At 31.3% G+C, this 16,526-nt stretch carries 21 protein-coding genes and 5 tRNA genes; 10 read left to right on the forward strand and 16 right to left on the reverse strand.

Going from position 1 to position 16,526, the window contains the following annotated elements; all coding sequences use genetic code 11:
- From C4R78_RS03945 to C4R78_RS03980, 8 genes are all read right to left on the reverse strand, one after another.
- Nucleotides 1-765 (reverse strand): DUF6873 family GME fold protein, encoded by a 765-nt coding sequence (locus C4R78_RS03945; RefSeq protein WP_103895806.1) that lies wholly within the window; start codon nucleotides 763-765, stop codon nucleotides 1-3.
- A gap of 148 nt (nucleotides 766-913) precedes the next feature.
- A tRNA-Cys gene (locus tag C4R78_RS03950) sits at nucleotides 914-988 on the reverse strand.
- Between the two features lie 5 nt (nucleotides 989-993).
- Nucleotides 994-1,069: transfer RNA gene (locus C4R78_RS03955), tRNA-Gly, on the reverse strand.
- Nucleotide 1,070: 1 nt separating this feature from the next.
- Nucleotides 1,071-1,146: transfer RNA gene (locus C4R78_RS03960), tRNA-Phe, on the reverse strand.
- Between the two features lies 1 nt (nucleotide 1,147).
- Nucleotides 1,148-1,224, reverse strand: a tRNA-Asp gene (locus C4R78_RS03965).
- A 4-nt stretch (nucleotides 1,225-1,228) separates the two neighbouring features.
- Nucleotides 1,229-1,304: transfer RNA gene (locus C4R78_RS03970), tRNA-Val, on the reverse strand.
- 106 nt (nucleotides 1,305-1,410) lie between these two features.
- On the reverse strand, nucleotides 1,411-2,286 hold the full coding sequence (gene hslO / locus C4R78_RS03975) for an Hsp33 family molecular chaperone HslO (RefSeq protein ID WP_103895807.1): 876 nt from the start codon (nucleotides 2,284-2,286) through the stop codon (nucleotides 1,411-1,413).
- 12 nt (nucleotides 2,287-2,298) lie between these two features.
- The gene (locus C4R78_RS03980; protein ID WP_103895808.1) at nucleotides 2,299-3,024 is read right to left on the reverse strand and encodes a class I SAM-dependent DNA methyltransferase; all 726 of its coding nucleotides are present in this window, start codon (nucleotides 3,022-3,024) and stop codon (nucleotides 2,299-2,301) included.
- Nucleotides 3,025-3,090: 66 nt separating this feature from the next.
- On the opposite strand from C4R78_RS03980, the gene C4R78_RS03985 reads away from it, so the two are divergent.
- Nucleotides 3,091-4,035 carry a type I phosphomannose isomerase catalytic subunit gene (locus tag C4R78_RS03985; protein ID WP_103895809.1) on the forward strand — a complete coding sequence of 315 codons (945 nt, stop codon included), beginning with the start codon at nucleotides 3,091-3,093 and terminating at the stop codon, nucleotides 4,033-4,035.
- Here the strand turns inward: C4R78_RS03985 and C4R78_RS03990 are convergent, their stop codons facing one another.
- A complete protein-coding gene (locus C4R78_RS03990) occupies nucleotides 4,036-4,266 on the reverse strand; it encodes an alpha/beta-type small acid-soluble spore protein (protein WP_103895810.1) in 231 nt (76 codons plus the stop codon).
- A gap of 142 nt (nucleotides 4,267-4,408) precedes the next feature.
- Between C4R78_RS03990 and C4R78_RS03995 the strand changes: the two genes are divergently transcribed.
- The 5 genes from C4R78_RS03995 to C4R78_RS04015 all read left to right on the forward strand — a co-directional run bounded on the left by C4R78_RS03995 (nucleotide 4,409) and on the right by C4R78_RS04015 (nucleotide 8,717).
- Nucleotides 4,409-5,383 carry an aspartate-semialdehyde dehydrogenase gene (locus C4R78_RS03995; RefSeq protein ID WP_103895811.1) on the forward strand — a complete coding sequence of 325 codons (975 nt, stop codon included), beginning with the start codon at nucleotides 4,409-4,411 and terminating at the stop codon, nucleotides 5,381-5,383.
- A 53-nt stretch (nucleotides 5,384-5,436) separates the two neighbouring features.
- Entirely contained in the window at nucleotides 5,437-6,318 is an 882-nt protein-coding gene (gene dapA / locus C4R78_RS04000; RefSeq protein WP_103895812.1) for a 4-hydroxy-tetrahydrodipicolinate synthase, read from the forward strand.
- Between the two features lie 10 nt (nucleotides 6,319-6,328).
- Nucleotides 6,329-7,078 (forward strand): 4-hydroxy-tetrahydrodipicolinate reductase, encoded by a 750-nt coding sequence (gene dapB / locus C4R78_RS04005; RefSeq protein ID WP_103895813.1) that lies wholly within the window; start codon nucleotides 6,329-6,331, stop codon nucleotides 7,076-7,078.
- A gap of 49 nt (nucleotides 7,079-7,127) precedes the next feature.
- The gene (locus C4R78_RS04010; RefSeq protein WP_103895814.1) at nucleotides 7,128-8,282 is read left to right on the forward strand and encodes an aminotransferase A; all 1,155 of its coding nucleotides are present in this window, start codon (nucleotides 7,128-7,130) and stop codon (nucleotides 8,280-8,282) included.
- Between the two features lie 75 nt (nucleotides 8,283-8,357).
- Nucleotides 8,358-8,717 carry a C-GCAxxG-C-C family (seleno)protein gene (locus C4R78_RS04015; protein ID WP_103895815.1) on the forward strand — a complete coding sequence of 120 codons (360 nt, stop codon included), beginning with the start codon at nucleotides 8,358-8,360 and terminating at the stop codon, nucleotides 8,715-8,717.
- 19 nt (nucleotides 8,718-8,736) lie between these two features.
- Here C4R78_RS04015 and C4R78_RS04020 read toward each other — a convergent pair whose 3' ends face one another.
- Both C4R78_RS04020 and cobO read right to left on the reverse strand, forming a co-directional pair.
- Nucleotides 8,737-10,116, reverse strand: coding sequence for a transporter permease (locus C4R78_RS04020; protein ID WP_207654271.1), 1,380 nt, complete (start codon nucleotides 10,114-10,116; stop codon nucleotides 8,737-8,739).
- A gap of 87 nt (nucleotides 10,117-10,203) precedes the next feature.
- On the reverse strand, nucleotides 10,204-10,743 hold the full coding sequence (gene cobO, locus C4R78_RS04025) for a cob(I)yrinic acid a,c-diamide adenosyltransferase (protein ID WP_103895817.1): 540 nt from the start codon (nucleotides 10,741-10,743) through the stop codon (nucleotides 10,204-10,206).
- Between the two features lie 123 nt (nucleotides 10,744-10,866).
- Here cobO and dapD point away from each other — a divergent pair, with 123 nt between their 5' ends.
- Entirely contained in the window at nucleotides 10,867-11,580 is a 714-nt protein-coding gene (gene dapD, locus C4R78_RS04030) for a 2,3,4,5-tetrahydropyridine-2,6-dicarboxylate N-acetyltransferase (RefSeq protein WP_103895818.1), read from the forward strand.
- Nucleotides 11,581-11,599: 19 nt separating this feature from the next.
- On the opposite strand, the gene C4R78_RS04035 is transcribed toward dapD, so the two are convergent.
- The 3 genes from C4R78_RS04035 to pdaB are packed head-to-tail and all read right to left on the reverse strand — an operon-like array spanning nucleotide 11,600 to nucleotide 13,687.
- The gene (locus tag C4R78_RS04035; RefSeq protein ID WP_103895852.1) at nucleotides 11,600-12,220 is read right to left on the reverse strand and encodes a single-stranded DNA-binding protein; all 621 of its coding nucleotides are present in this window, start codon (nucleotides 12,218-12,220) and stop codon (nucleotides 11,600-11,602) included.
- Nucleotides 12,221-12,275: 55 nt separating this feature from the next.
- Complete coding sequence (locus C4R78_RS04040) at nucleotides 12,276-12,863, reverse strand: Mur ligase family protein (RefSeq protein WP_103895819.1); 588 nt, start codon at nucleotides 12,861-12,863, stop codon at nucleotides 12,276-12,278.
- 41 nt (nucleotides 12,864-12,904) lie between these two features.
- Nucleotides 12,905-13,687 (reverse strand): polysaccharide deacetylase family sporulation protein PdaB, encoded by a 783-nt coding sequence (gene pdaB, locus C4R78_RS04045; protein ID WP_103895820.1) that lies wholly within the window; start codon nucleotides 13,685-13,687, stop codon nucleotides 12,905-12,907.
- Between the two features lie 89 nt (nucleotides 13,688-13,776).
- Here pdaB and C4R78_RS04050 point away from each other — a divergent pair, with 89 nt between their 5' ends.
- From C4R78_RS04050 to C4R78_RS04060, 3 genes are all read left to right on the forward strand, one after another.
- The gene (locus C4R78_RS04050; protein ID WP_103895821.1) at nucleotides 13,777-13,965 is read left to right on the forward strand and encodes a hypothetical protein; all 189 of its coding nucleotides are present in this window, start codon (nucleotides 13,777-13,779) and stop codon (nucleotides 13,963-13,965) included.
- Nucleotides 13,966-14,071: 106 nt separating this feature from the next.
- The gene (locus tag C4R78_RS04055; RefSeq protein WP_103895822.1) at nucleotides 14,072-14,314 is read left to right on the forward strand and encodes an alpha/beta-type small acid-soluble spore protein; all 243 of its coding nucleotides are present in this window, start codon (nucleotides 14,072-14,074) and stop codon (nucleotides 14,312-14,314) included.
- A gap of 109 nt (nucleotides 14,315-14,423) precedes the next feature.
- The gene (locus tag C4R78_RS04060; protein WP_103895823.1) at nucleotides 14,424-14,945 is read left to right on the forward strand and encodes a DUF4364 family protein; all 522 of its coding nucleotides are present in this window, start codon (nucleotides 14,424-14,426) and stop codon (nucleotides 14,943-14,945) included.
- A 17-nt stretch (nucleotides 14,946-14,962) separates the two neighbouring features.
- Here C4R78_RS04060 and C4R78_RS09390 read toward each other — a convergent pair whose 3' ends face one another.
- Both C4R78_RS09390 and C4R78_RS04065 read right to left on the reverse strand, forming a co-directional pair.
- A complete protein-coding gene (locus C4R78_RS09390) occupies nucleotides 14,963-15,136 on the reverse strand; it encodes a hypothetical protein (RefSeq protein ID WP_159945793.1) in 174 nt (57 codons plus the stop codon).
- A gap of 31 nt (nucleotides 15,137-15,167) precedes the next feature.
- Entirely contained in the window at nucleotides 15,168-16,454 is a 1,287-nt protein-coding gene (locus C4R78_RS04065; RefSeq protein ID WP_103895824.1) for a bifunctional folylpolyglutamate synthase/dihydrofolate synthase, read from the reverse strand.
- Nucleotides 16,455-16,526: the final 72 nt, after the last annotated feature.

Raw genomic sequence — 16,526 nt, forward strand, 5'->3', positions numbered from 1 at the left:
TTATTCCACTATACAATATTCCTTTAAAGGAATTATTGTTCCAAAGTCTAGAAGGGAACCTTCATACAGTTGTCTCCAAATCACATTATTATTTAACAAAAAACTTTTAATAGTATCCCCATCTGGATGACTATCTATGTTGCCATAAAAAGCCAAAACATTTTTTGAAATAAGTCCAGTTGCTCCTCCTATAAATCCATAATTTAAACCCTCTAAAGTTACATATCCTGGCCTTATTAAAAGGCAGCTTAACCCCTCATTTATAACCTTTTTGTATATTCCAATATCTGAAGTTATAATACTTTTTTCATTTACAATACAAATCGAACATTTACAATATCCCTGCTTTACATCAATTATTTTTACTTTTTCTTTATAAAGTTCATCTAACAAAACCTCATCGGTGTATTTTTTATTACATACTGCAAAATTTCCTATCCTTGCAACATTATATAAAACAGAGCTTGGATATTTTTCCCCTACAGGAAGCTTACCTAAAATTATTTTAAACCCTTCATCCTCAAGCTTATAAACAAATTTTTGACAAACATTAGGTGCAACCACTATTTTATTTTTTCCTAAATGATGAAGCATAACATCTGGATGATAGGATATTGCATCATAAGTTCCTATCTTTTCTGTTTTTATTATTTTTACATTTAAATTATAAAAATTCTCTTCTATAACCTTAGGTATTCTTCCATCTACGACCACAAGAGATACATCCTTTTTAGGAAGATTTGGAATATCTATAAATTTTTCCACTACATAATCTCCCTTCTTGTAAATAATAATAAAAAACCTAAAAATCCTATAACACCACTTACTATAAAAGCATTTTGAGCTCCTATATACTTTGCTAAAGTTCCTGCATATAAAACAAAAGCTCCTGTAACTTTCGTTACAGGAGCTGTGGAGGCGGCACCCGGATTCGAACCGGGGAATAAAGGTTTTGCAGACCTCTGCCTTACCACTTGGCTATGCCGCCAAGCCTGGAGCGGGAAACGGGACTCGAACCCGCGACTTTCACCTTGGCAAGGTGACGCTCTACCAACTGAGCTATTCCCGCATGGTGGCCAGAGCCGGAATCGAACCAGCGACACGGGGATTTTCAGTCCCCTGCTCTACCAACTGAGCTATCTGGCCATGGCGACCCAGAAGGGGCTCGAACCCTCGACCTCCGGCGTGACAGGCCGGCACTCTAACCAGCTGAGCTACTGGGCCGCAGTGGTGGGCACCACAGGGCTCGAACCTGTGACCCTCTGCTTGTAAGGCAGATGCTCTCCCAGCTGAGCTAGGCGCCCACTCGCACTTTATATTATATTACTTATTTTTTAACTTGTCAACGCTTCATCATCAGCGCTGACATGTTATATATTATATCATTTCTTTAAGTTTGTCAACACTTTTTTATATATTTTCTATCATATTTTTTATCTCTTCCTTTTCAAAAACATATTTATTATTACAGAAATGGCATTGTATCTCTACCTTATCCTCTTCTTCATAAAGCTTTTTAAGTTCTTCTTTGCCTAATGCAATTAAAGCCCTTTCTACCCTTTCCCTTGAACAATCACACTCATATCTGCACTCTATTCTCTCATGTATTTTTAAATCCATATCATCAAATAAAAGATTTAATATATCCTCTGCTGTTTTTCCTTCTGCTATTAACTGAGAAAGAGGAGGTATTTCTTGAAGTCTAAAAGTTATTACATCAGCTAAAAGTTCATTTGCCCCTGGCATCATTTGAATTATAAGCCCACCTGCTGCCTTTATGCTTATATCTGTATCAACCAATACTCCAAGGGCAACAGCAGACGGAATTTGTTCTGAAACTGTAAAATAATATGCTATATCATCACCTATCTCCCCTGTTCTTATTGGGACCTGACCAACATAAGGTTCTTTAAGACCTAAATCCTTAATTACATTTAAAAATCCTTGTTTTCCAACAGCTGTCCCAACATCTAGCTTTCCTTTTTCATTTAAAGGAAGATCCACATGGGGATTGGAAACATATGCCTTTACATTTCCTTTTGAATTTGATACGGCAACTAAATTACCTAATGGTCCTCCTCCATTCATAGTAAGAGTTAATGTATCTTTATCACCCTTTAACATAACTCCCATCATAGAAGCTGCTGTTATAAACCTTCCTAAAGCAGCAGAAGCTGTTGGAGAAAGATTGTGTATTTTTCTTGCCTCCTCTACCATGTCAGTTGTAATAGCAGCAAAAAGCCTTACATCGCCATTTGCCGCAGTTGCTCTTAATATATATGCCATAAAAACTACCTCCTATTTTCTTACTGCAAATGTTATCCTTTGGGAATTTTCCTTTATAGTTTCAAAGCTATAATTATCATACACATCAATTTTATTAAATCCTGCCTTTTTTAACATTCTTAGCATATCATCTAACTTATATATTCTTTGAGTATGATGCTCATCTATTCTTCTATAAAAATCTCCTTCTTTTACAAAAAAGGTTATATACATATCTACTATATCATCCTCTAAATAATTATCCCAAATATATGCATACTTTTCTTCATTTAAAGTAAAAGTATTATTCCCAATTATATTTTTTAGTTTATATTCTGAACTTATGTCAAAAACAAATAATCCTTCTTCTTTTAAAAGATTATACACCTTTTTAAAAATTAAAAAAAGCTCATCTTCCTCTAATATATAATTAAATCCATCACAAAAGGAAAACACAAAATCAAATTTTTTATCAAAGTCTATATTTTTCATATCTTCATTAACAAATATTACCCCTTTTTTAACCTTATCCCTTGCTACATTTAACATTTCCTGTGATATATCTAAAGCTATTACTTTAAGTCCTAAATTTGCAAGTTTTAATGTCATATTTCCAGTTCCACACCCAAGTTCTAAAACAGTTTTATCTATATAATCTAAATCATATTTTTTAAATAAAGAAATTAAAAAATTAGTCCATGAATCATAATCCACATCCATCATTTCATCATAATAAAGCGCAAGATCCTTATATTGCATACAATCCCACCTTTCAACTTAATTTTACATCAACAAATAAAAAATGTCTATTAAAGGAGGGTTAAAATGCTATATCCCCTTTTCTTTCAACCTATTTATAAAAGTACTATATGGGGAGGAAGAAAACTAGAAAGCTACTTTAAAAGACAAATTCCAGACGGAAATATTGCAGAAAGCTGGGATATATCATGTCATAAAAAAGGTATGAGCATAATAAAAAATGGCAATTTAAAAGGCAAAACTTTAGAAGAAGCAATTAAAATATACAAAAAAGAAATCCTTGGGGATAAACATGAATACTTTCCTCTTTTGGTAAAGCTTATAGATGCAAACGATAAATTATCAGTTCAAGTTCATCCTGACGATGAGTATGCAAAAAAAATCGAAAATCAATTTGGAAAAACAGAAATGTGGTATGTAATAGACGCAAAAAAGGACGCAAAAATTATATATGGACTTAAAAAAGGAACAACAAAAGAAAATTTTAAAAAAGCTATCTTAAAAGGAAACGTAGAAGATTTTTTAAACTTTGTCAACGTTGAAAAAGGAGATGTTATATTTATTCCTTCAGGGACGGTTCACGCTATATTAGATGAACTTTTACTTTTAGAAATACAGCAAAACAGCGACGTTACCTACAGAATATATGATTGGAATAGAGTTGATAAAGACGGAAAAAAAAGAGAACTACACTTAGATAAAGCTTTAGATGTTATAAATTATAACTTTGAAGGAAAAGTTATTAAACCTAAATTTAAAGATTTTCAAAACTTTAAAAAGGCAAAAGCTGTTTGCTCTAAATACTTTAATGTAGAGATAATAAAAATAGAAAAAGAATTTAAAGATGTAACAAGAAATTCATTTATAATATTTACTGCTGTTGAGGGTGAAGGTAAATTAATAAAAAATGAAGAATATCAAATAAAAGCTGGAGATAGCTTTCTTATCCCTGCTTGCCTTTGTGACTTTAAAATTGAAGGAAATTTAACGGTTTTAAAAACAACAGTTTAATTATTCATTCCACTTTCTTCCTGATTCTTTGTTTAGCTTTGTCATTATTCCACCTATTCTTCCTGTTTCCTTAGCAGTTAACCCACTCCAGCCATATTTTTTAACTTTATCTAAAAGACCTAACTCCTCAGCTATTTCATACTTTATCCTTTCCCTTTCTTTTTCCTTTTCAGTTAGTTCCTTTTTTGATTTTAATTTTGCTTTAACTATTTTCTTAAAGGGGGTTGCCATAAAAACACCTCCTGTCTTTATTATTGCAACAAGAATTTTTTTTATTCATCATTTGTAAAATTAAAATTCAAATGTTATAATACATTTAATAGTTTTTCTTTACATAATATAGATTAGATTAAATTTTCTAGGAGGCGGTTTAATGAAAGTTGCTGTTGTTGGAGCTACCGGTATGGTAGGAAGGATGATGCTAAAAGTTTTAGAAGAAAGAAATTTCCCAATAGATGAGCTTTATCTTTTTGCTTCTTCAAAATCTAAAGGAATAGAAATGGAATTTAAAGGTAAAAAATATGTAGTTGAAGAACTTAAAGAAGATTCCTTTGATAGAGGAATAGATATAGCTTTATTTTCAGCAGGAGCTTCTACAAGCTTAAAATTTGCCCCAATTGCCGCATCTAAAGGTTGTATTGTTATAGATAACAGTTCAGCTTGGAGAATGCACGAAGATGTTCCTTTAGTAGTTCCAGAAGTTAACCCCGAAGATGTTAAGTGGCATAAAGGAATAATTGCAAATCCAAACTGCTCTACAATACAAGCCGTTGTGGTTTTAAAACCTCTAGATTTAAAATATAAGATAAAAAGGATAGTTTATTCAACATATCAAGCAGTATCTGGAGCAGGTCAAGGAGGATATGAAGATCTTTTAAACGGAATAAAGGGTATTGCTCCTAAAAAATTTATTCATCCTATTGCCTTTAATGTTATTCCTCACATAGATGTTTTCTTAGAAAACGGATATACAAAGGAAGAAATGAAAATGATTCAAGAGACAAAAAAAATAATGCACAGACCTGACCTTAAAGTTACTGCAACAACAGTTAGAGTTCCTGTTTTTCATGGTCATAGTGAATCAATAAATGTAGAATTTGAAAAAGATTTTACATTAGAAGAAGTTAAAGAAACGCTCAAAAACAGCAAAGGAATAGTTTTAATGGATGACCCTCAAAATAATTTATATCCAATGCCTATATTAGCAGAAGGAAAAAATGAGGTATTTGTAGGAAGATTAAGAAGAGATGATAGCGTAGAATTTGGGCTTAACATGTGGGTTGTTGCGGATAACATAAGAAAAGGTGCTGCAACTAACGCAGTTCAAATAGCAGAATTATTATTGTAACTGGTAAATTTTATGCATATAATAATATTAAACAATAAGGAGAGGATGGTTTTATGACTCTTTTTAAGGGTTCAGGAGTTGCTATTGTAACTCCTTTTAAAGAGGATGGTGTTGATTTTAAAAAGCTTGAAGAACTTATAGAATGGCATATTCAAGAAAAAACTGATGCTATAATCGTTTGCGGAACAACAGGTGAAGCATCAACAATGAGCGAGCAAGAAAGAAAAGAAACCATAAAATTTACTGTAGATGTTGTAAAAAAGAGAATACCTGTCATTGCTGGAACTGGTTCAAACAACACCAAAGCTGCAATTGAAATGTCAAAATGGGCAGACTCAATAGGAGTTGATGGACTTTTAGTTATAACTCCATATTATAATAAAACAACTCAAAGGGGAGCCATTGAACATTTTAAAGCTATAGCTTCCTCTGTAAAATCTCCTATAATAATATACAACGTTCCATCAAGAACAGGATTTAATATACTTCCTGAAACCCTTTATGAACTTTCTAAAATAGACAATATAGTTGCAGTTAAAGAAGCTAGCGGAAACATAACTCAAGTTGCTGAAATAGCTCAACTTTGCGAAGATAAGCTTGATATATACTCTGGTAATGATGACCAAGTCATTCCAATGTTATCCCTTGGAGCAAAGGGAGTTATTTCTGTTGTTGCTAATATTCTTCCTAGAGATACCCATGATATGTGTGAAAAATGGTTTAACGGAGATATAGAAGGTGCAAGAAAACTACAATTAAAAATGCTTCCTCTTATAAAGGCTTTATTTATAGAAACAAACCCAATTCCTGTTAAAGCAGCCATGAACCTTATGGGAATGAACGTAGGTTCTTTAAGACTTCCTCTTGTCGAAATGTCTTCAAAGAACCTTGAAATACTAAAACAAGAAATGATTAAATATGGAATTAAGCTATAGAGGTGACGCTATGAGAATTTTACTTCATGGATGTAATGGAAAAATGGGGCAAGTTTTAACAAGAATTATATCTCAAATGGAAGATATAAAAGTAGTATGTGGAGTTGACAAAAATCCTGAAAAATTCAACAACCCATACCCTGTTTATGACTCTTTAGAAAAAGTTAAAGAAAAAGTTGATGTTTTAATTGACTTTTCAAACCATTCTGCTTTAGACTCAATTTTAAAGTTTGGGCTTGATAACAAAGTTCCTCTTGTTATATGCACTACAGGATTTTCAAAGGAAGAAAAGGATAAAATAAAAGAAGCTTCTAAAAATATACCTATTTTAAATTCTGCAAATATGTCTATAGGAATAAACCTTATTACAAAAATTTTAAATCAAATAGCTCCTATTCTTTATGAAGACTTTGATATAGAAATAATTGAAAAACACCACAATCAAAAGCTAGACTCACCTAGCGGAACAGCATTAATGTTAGCAGATGCTATAAACTCCTCCCTTAATAACAAACTAGAATACGTTTATGGAAGACACTCTAAAACTGATAAAAGAAAAAAACAAGAACTAGGAATACATGCCATAAGAGGAGGAGCTATAGTTGGGGAACATTCTGTAATATTTGCTGGATATGGAGAAGTTATTGAAATAAACCACACTGCCCTTTCAAGGGATGTATTTGCTTATGGAGCTATAAAGGGCGCAAAATTTATAATAGGTAAAGAAGCAGGATTATATACTATGAATGATGTTATTTAATAAAGTGCTGCCTTTTAGGCAGCCTATTATTTTTAAAAGGGGTGGATTTATGGACCATCTTTTAAACAAAAGAGTTAAAGATATACAAATTTCAGGCATTAGAAAATTTTATAACATGGTTTCAAATTACAAAGATGCAATATCATTAACAATAGGTCAGCCAGATTTTCCAACTCCAGATCACATTAAAGATGCTGCAAAATTAGCCTTAGATAATAATAAAACAGTTTATACCCACAACGCTGGAATTATTGAGCTTAGAAAAGCCATTTCTAATTACTATAAAAAATACAACCTAGAGTATAACCCCGAAGATGAAATAATCGTAACAAACGGTGCCAGTGAAGCTATATACATAGCTTTAAACACAATCCTTGAAAAGGATTGCGAAGTTATACTCCCAGCTCCAGTTTATCCAGGATATGAACCCGTAATAAAACTTTTAGAAGCAAAACCAGTATATGTTGATACTACAAAAAATGATTTTAAAATTACAGCAGAGCTTATAAAACCTCATTTAACAGATAAAACAAGATGTATAATAATTCCTTCTCCTTCAAATCCTACAGGAGTTATGCTAAATAAAAACGAACTTTTAGAAATTGCAAAGCTTTTAAAGGATAAAGATATTTTTATACTTTCAGATGAAATATATAGTGAACTCTCATATGATTTTGAACATACCTCCATAGCCTCCTTTAAAGAAGTATTTGACAAAACAATAGTTATAAATGGACTTTCAAAATCCCACTCTATGACTGGATTTAGAATAGGATATGTTCTTTCTCCAAGTTATATTTCAAAGGAAATGATAAAGGTACATCAATATATAAACTCCTGTGCGTGTTCTATAAGTCAATATGCTGCTCTTGAAGCTTTAACAAATGGACTTTTAGACTGCAATATAATGAAGGAAGAATATAAAAAAAGACGAGATTTTGTATATAAAAAACTTATTAAAATGGGATTAGATACTGTAAAACCAAACGGAGCCTTCTACATATTCCCTTCAATTAAAAAATTCAATATAAATTCCCTTGAATTTGCAGTTAAACTTCTTGAAACTCAAAAAGTTGCAGTAATTCCTGGAGATGCGTTTTCACCTTTAGGAGAAGGATACATAAGAATTTCCTATGCAAGTTCAATAGAAATTCTAAAAAAAGGATTGGAAAAAATACAAAAATTTTTAGAGGGCCTAAGTTAGGCCCTCATGTTTTTATTGACATAATCCCCTACAGGGTATATCATGATATAGGATTACAACTTAAGGAGGGATAAAATGAAAACAGCTACAGATTTTCATAAAGAAGGATATAACTGTGCAGAAGCTATAATAAAATCAGCTAATGAAAAATTTAATTTAAACATCCCCATTAAACTAGGAAGTGCTCTAGGAACTGGCATGGCAGTTGGAAGCACCTGCGGAGCTATAACTGCTGCTGCAGTTGTTTTAGGACATATAAAAGGTAGAAATTCTGCATCTGAAAAAAATTTAGCAAGATCCCCAATGAAAGAATTAATGAAAATGATATGTGAAAATTATGGAACTGACAAATGCCTTGACCTTAAAAAAAATGGAATATCCTGCAGCGAAATTATAGATTTTGTGGATAAAAAACTAGAAGATCTAATAAAATAGGCCATCTTAAAAGATGGCCCTATATCAAAAACATAGCAACTACAGTTGTAACAATAAGCCCTATAACAACAGGAATTAAATTTCTCTTTGCAAGGTCAAACGGACTTACTTTACAGATTGCTGCAACTGGAATAACTGCCCATGGTATTAATGTTCCTCCTCCAACCCATATAGCCGCTTGCTGTCCAAGAGCTGTTAAAGTAGCTGTTCCTTTTCCCAATGCCGTTCCAAATATTTTTGCAACCGTTCCTGCAAGACTTATTCCTGAAAATCCTGAACCATCAAGACCTGTTATAGCCCCAACTGTTGTTAAAGCTGCTGCTCCAAATACTTTATTTATAGGAACTATTTGAGATAATGCTAATCCTAAATCGTTCACAAGCCCTGTAGAATTCTTAGGAAGATATTCTCCTAATATACTCAAAAATCCTTCATCACCAAGATAGAAAAAGGCTGCTATAGGAATTACAGGTCCAAAAACTTTAAATCCAAACTGCAATCCTTCAATTAAATAATTTACAACTTCATCTATAGCCTTTGTCTTAAGGGATACTAAAAGCATAAACATTAATATAAAAAGAGCTGTTCCTCCAATTAAAGCAGTTGCATCTCCACCTTGAAGATTATATTTTTTCATAATTACAATGTCTAATAAAAAAGCTATAGGAATTAAAGCTGCAAATAACTTTCTATAACTCAAAGAAAGCCAATATTCTTTATCCATCTCTTCTTCTTGCAAATTATAAACCTCTAATAAGCCTTTTTTCATATCCCTTTTTATAAGTATAAAAGCTACTAAGGTTGTTACAAACCCCATAACAAAAGTTAAAGGGATACTTGCCCTTATAACCTCTGAAACTTCTATACCAGCACCGCCTGCAGTTAACTTTGGAGCCCCTTGAATAACAAAATCACTTGATAAAGCTATTCCATGTCCAAACAAATTCATAGAAACTGCAACAGCAAGGGCAGGAAGACCAGCCTTTACTGCAACGGGAGCAAGAATAACTCCTATTAAAGCTACCGCTGGAGATGGCCAGAAAAACCATGAAACTACCATCATAACTAAACCTACAATCCAATATGCTAAGTCTGGAGTTTTAATAAATTTTAAAAAGGGCCTTATCATTTCTTTGTTAACACCTGTTTTTTCTAAAATATTTCCCATTGCAACAATTATAGAAATTATAAGAATGGTTCCCAAAAGCTCTTTAATCGCATAAGCTAATCCATTAAAAACCCCCATCATAGATTGATAAACAGATCCTGTTGCTACTAATCCTAAAATAAATATTCCTAAAATACACACTAAACTTGTATCTTTTTTAAAAATCATAAAAACAATAACAAGTAAAATAAAAATAAGATAAATAAAATGTAACAAAGTAATTTGAACCATCAAAAAATCCTCCAAAAATTATTTTAATGTTATAATATTCTACTTTTAAAAATAAGTTACAAAAAAATTCCCCATTTAAATGGGGAATCAAAATTCTATTCCTTTTCTTGCCAATACTCCTTTTTCAAAATAATGTTTTATTTCCTTCATCTCAGTGACTAAATCAGCAATTTCTAAGATTTCTTTTGGAACATTTCTTCCTGTTAATATAATCTCAATATCATCAGGTTTTGATTTTAAAAACTCAACCACCTCTTCAACACTCAAAAGCTTATTATGTAAAACTCCCATAATCTCATCAAGAATCAATATATCACACTCTTTATTTTTTAAAACCTGCTTACAAAATTCAAAGGCTGTATCAATTTCTTTTTTTAACTCCTCTTTTTCCTTATCATTTAAAGTCCAAAAAAACCCCCTCTTTTTTTCAAATCTAAACACTTTAAAGTAAGGCTCTAACTTTTCTAGACTTTTTAATTCTCCTGTTTCAGAACCTTTTAAAAATTGAACCATGTAAACTTTAAGCTCATTTCCTGCAGCTCTAACCCCTAGTCCTATGGCTGCCGTTGTTTTACCTTTTCCATCTCCCGTATAAACTTGTATACACCCTTTAGATAATTTACCCATAACACTACCCCTTTCATAAAACTATCAATAAATATTATATCATAAATTAATACACATAATTGACAAAAACAAGCAGTAAATGATATATTATTCTAAAAAGTTTATTAAACAGAGGTGATATAGGTGAAACAATATGATTTAACTGATCCATATGAAATAGCAAGGTACATAAAAGAGGCTAAAAAAACAACTCCAGTTAAAGTTTATGTTGATGGAAATTTAAATGGGGTTAATGCTGAAAATATTGAAATATACGGAAGCGATAACTTCTACATATTATTTGGTGAAAACGATATAGTTGAAAAATTTTTAGAAGAAAATAAAGATAAAATAAAAAAGTATAGAATTGAATGGGACAGAAGAAATTCTGCAATCCCTATGATGGACATAAGGCATATAAATGCAAGAATAGAACCAGGTGCTATAATAAGAGAAGGTGTCAAAATTGGCGATCATGCTGTAATAATGATGGGAGCTGTTATAAATATAGGAGCAGAAATTGGAGAAAATTCAATGATAGATATGAATGCTGTAATTGGTGCAAGGGGTAAAATAGGAAAAAATGTTCACGTAGGTGCAGGAGCAGTCATTGCCGGAGTTTTAGAACCTCCAAGTAAAGAACCTGTTGTAATTGAAGATGATGTTTTAATTGGAGCAAATGCTGTAATACTAGAAGGAGTTAGGGTTGGAAAAGGTTCGGTTGTTGCAGCAGGTTCTGTTGTAACCCATGACGTTGAAAGCGGAGTTGTTGTAGCAGGAGTTCCTGCAAAAGTTATAAAAAGGGTTGATCAAAAAACTAAAGAAAAAACAAAACTCTTAGACGACCTTAGAAAATAATCCACCCATTTAGGGTGGATTATTCTTCTACCTTTTCAAGTTTTGAAATTGATACTTCATAAGCTATTCTTTTTACTATATTGTCTTCAGATAATTTCTTTTCATACTCTCTGCTTTGCATTCTTCCCCAAATCTTTATATGGGTTCCCACTTCAAATTTGCTTGAAAATCTCGCATTTCTTCCCCATGCAATAGCAGGTATGTAATCAGACTTATTATAAGCTCTATTTACAGCTAATAATATATCAGTTATTTCTCTACCAAGGGGAGTTGTTCTATATACTGGAGATTTGCATATGTAACCATCAAGATATATTTCATTAGGTTTTTCAGATATTGAGTCAATATTTTTTATATCCCTTGCAAATACAGTTAAAAGAAGCCTATTTGCCCCTTCAACTACTCTGTTGTAGGATCTTATCTGCCCTTCAATAGATACAAGCTTTCCTACAGACATGTCCACATTAACAATAAGCCTTTCTGAAACCGTAACAGGTAAAACATCTAAAACTTGACTTAATCTTGGAACTTCAATAAAAAAAGTATAGAAAGATTCACCATACATTTCATGGCTAAATGTAAGAGGAGTTGATATCCTTCCTTCAACATAAGCCTTGTTTGTTAAAAATAAATTTTGCATCCCCATCCCTCTCCCTTTCGTATTTTTATCTAATATAAATATATTTAATTCTTTTCTAAATTATTCCAATAACTAAAAGACAAGTATACGCTGCTAAGTAAGAATAAATATCATAATATTTTCCACATAACTCATATGGTCTTTCAAAGGGTTGAACAACTAATCCTTTGCTGTTTACCACAGCCCTTTGAAGGCAAAAACTAAAGCAAAGGCAAGTTAGGTCGTCTATGCTTGTTGCTGTAACTGTGGATTTATCGTTAAGTCCAAAGGATATAGCATAAACATTTAAGTTGTTTAAATTTACACAGTCTGCTGCATCAAAATTAAATATATAATATCCCTTTTCTTTAATGTTATTTACTACATCTTGTATTTTATCAATTATATTATCAACCGAATCAAATCCTAGATTAACTAAAGCATCAAATTTTATTTTAGATACTCTACCTTCTATAAGATCTTCCCTTGATATAGAAATTAATACATAATCAACTTCTTTAAATAAAAGTTTTTCAAAGGATTCAGCTGAATTATCATGAGTTCCTATACATACTACCTCTTTATTTTTCTTTTTAAGTTCTGCCTCTACTGTTTCTAAAACCCTTGACTTGCCTCTGCTTCCTAAAACTCCAATAACAAACATTAAATCACCCCATATAATCTTCTGTTATTATTTTTTCGCATTTATCTTGTATTATTCCCAATTGGTCTTTGCTTTCCTGTATGATCAATATAATAATTGTCCTTGTATATAAGTTCAGAAACAGTTACAAACTCAAAGCCTTTTGCTTTTAAATCCTTTATTATCCTATCTAATACCTTTGGAGTTTGTTTTGCATAATTATGAAATAAAACTATAGACCCGTTAGTAACTTTACTAACTACTCTATTATATATAACTTCTTCTCCAGGATCCTTCCAATCAATTGAATCTACATCCCACTGTATGCAGTAGTGTCCCGTCTCTTTAACCGTTTTAACAACCAAGCTGTTATAATCTCCAAAAGGAGGTCTAAAAAGCGTTGTTCCTTTTCCTGTAATTCTTTTTATTTTATCGCTAGTTTTTAATATTTCTTCTTTCATCTTTTGAGGGCTTATCTGAGAAAAATGAGGATGAGTTGTTGAGTGATTTCCTATCTCATGACCTTTTTGATAAATCTTTTTTACTTTATCTGGATATTTATCTACCCACGCTCCTACTAAAAAGAATGTGGCCTTTGCATTGTTTTTTTCTAATATATCTAATATTTCATCAGTATATTCATCTCCCCATGCTGCATCAAAAGTTAAAGCCACCTTCTTTTCATTTGTTTCAACACAATAAATAGGAAGTTCCCTTTGAGTTTGTAAAAATACATCTAACATAGCAAACCTTCCTGTTGCTGCAAAAACAGCTGAAAATGTAAAAATTAAAAATACAAAAATTGATTTTAAAAGGCTTTTTTTAGAAAATACAAAAAGTCTCAAACTTTTCCCCCCATTTTTTTATTACAGTAAATATTTATTAGCATTATGAGAAAAATATTAATAGGTCAATTAAAAAGGAGGGATTTTGTATGACCATGCGTAAAGCTAGATTTACAAATTTGTTTGGGCATCAAACTGAATTTGCCTCAGAAAACCTCCTTGGTCAAGATAGACATTACCATAGAGAAGCAAAATCCCAAAAATCTCAATTAAAAAGTGCCCATAAACATGGAACTAGAAAAAACTACAAAATCCCTATAAAGCATAAATTGACCTAAAGTGCGGCAAAGGCCGCACTTTTTCCATAAATTTTCTTGTATATTCGACCTAAAATTACACAAATTATTAGTAAGATATCTAAGCTACATAAAGGAGGTTATTAAAATGGCAGCAGGTCAAAACTTTCATGGTAGAACACAATTAGTTCCTGAAGCTCATAAAGCTTTAGATAATATGAAATATGAAATTGCTTCTGAGCTTGGAATTCCTGTTTATCAAGGTTCTGAAGATTATTGGGGAAACATCTCCTCAAGAGATTGTGGTAGAGTTGGAGGAACTATAGTAAAAAGACTAATTGCCCTTGCTGAAAAGGAAATTGCAAACGGAAAAATGCCAGATAAAATATGATAGAAAGCCCCCTTTTAAGGGGGCATTTTTATTGAAATTTTTACATATTTATTGTTATAATATAGACAGCATTAATTTTTATTTTTATTATCATTTTGGAGGGAACAAAATGTATAGAGATACATCAGAACTTGCAGAAAACAAACTTTTAATATTATATATCTTAAACAAAATAGAAGCTCCAATAACCAACTCATATCTAACTCAAATTATCCTTGAAAACAACCTTATAAACTATTTTTCTCTTCAACAATACATATCAGAGCTTATTGAAAACGGATTTATAGATACAATAAAACAAATAAATAAACAGCTTTTAAAAATATCAACAAAGGGAAAAAGAACCCTTGAATTTTTTATAGACAGGGTTCCTGAAAATAAATTAAAACTTATAGACGACTACCTTAAAAATCAATCAAAAGAACCAGAAGATAAATATACAGCTTTTTCAAGATATGAATCCATAGGAAACGAATATTTTGTAGATATAAAACTCCTTGAAAAGGAAAAAATAATATTTGATTTAAGACTTAGAACTTCATCTTTTGAAAAAGCAACATCAATATGCCAAAGTTGGGAAAAAAACTATTTAACTATATATGAAAACATAATGAACATATTTAAAGAATAAATCCGGGAAACCCCGGATTATTTAAATATATTTTTCATATCACCTTTAATTTCATTCTCCTTAGCAATTTTAATATAATCATTGCATATCTTCTTTGAAAATTCAACCAACACCTTTGGAATTCTATCCTGAAGCTTAATAGAAAGCCTGTAAAGTTTAAACGCCATTTCAGTTTTCTCAAGCTCACTCAATATAAAATCCCTTTTAATATTGCTTTATATATTATATGTTAATTGATTTTAATGTAGTCCTTGCTTCTCCTATCATATACAGAGAACCACAAAATAATATAACATCATAGTCGCTTTTAAAGGCTACGTTAATAGCTTGTTTTATATCATAAGCCTCAAAAACATTTTTTCCAAAAAACCTTATTAAATTTGCTAGCTCATTACTAGTTAATGCCCTTGGACTTTTTACTGGAACCGTTATAAAACTATCTGATATTTCAAAAAGCTTTTGAACCATATTTACATAATCCTTATCTTTAAGCATTCCTACAACAACCAAAATCCTTTTTCCACTAAAATATTGTTTTATTGACTTTACTAAAACACTGATTCCTTGAAGATTATGTCCTCCATCTAATATTACATAGGGTTTTCTCTTTATTACTTCAAATCTTCCAGGCCATATTGCCTCCTCTAATCCTTTGTATAAAGCATAGTCATCAATTTCAACTTTTAAATCCCTTAAAGCTTCAACAGCTGTAATACTAGTTAAACAATTTAAAATTTGATGCTCGCCTAAAAGCCTTATCTTAACATCTTTATATTCCTTATATCCATAAACATCAAAGACAACTCCATCAATGCTGTTTTCTTTTAATTTATATTTAAACATATTAACGTCATATATCTTTGAATTTTTTTCTTTTGCAACTTTTCTAATAACTTCATCCGCTTCCTTTTCTTGAGGATATAAAACAAGCGGAATATCTTGTTTTATTATTCCTGCTTTTTCATAAGCTATTTTACCTAAAGTATCTCCAAGAATATTCATATGATCATAACTTATGGTTGTAATTACAGAAAGAATAGGATTTACAACATTTGTAGCGTCAAGCCTTCCACCAAGTCCTACCTCTAAAACCACATAATCTACCTTATTATCATAAAAATATTTAAAAGCCATAGCTGTAATAATTTCAAACTCCGTAGGCTTTTCATGCCCTTCTTTAATCACTTTGTCAATAATTGGAATTAAATATTCTAGATATTCTGCAACCTCTTTCTCTTTTATTTCCTCATCATTAATCTTTATCCTTTCAGTAAATCTTTCTATATAAGGGGATGTATATATTCCTACTCTATATCCCTGACTTTTTAATATAGAAGATATAAAAGTAGTCGTTGAACCCTTTCCATTAGTTCCTGCAATATGAATAACTTTCAAATCATTTTGAGGGTCCCCCATAAGATTACAAATTCTTTTTATTCTATCAAGTCCTAAGTTTATACTGAATTTTCCCATATTTTCTATAAATTCTAATGCCTCTTTATAATCCATACATATCCCCCATTGTAGAATATTGTAACATATTGTCTAAAATTATCATAAATTATACTAAGAAAACAATTA

The organism is Caloramator fervidus, from assembly GCF_900108045.1.
Classification (GTDB): domain Bacteria; phylum Bacillota; class Clostridia; order Clostridiales; family Caloramatoraceae; genus Caloramator; species Caloramator fervidus.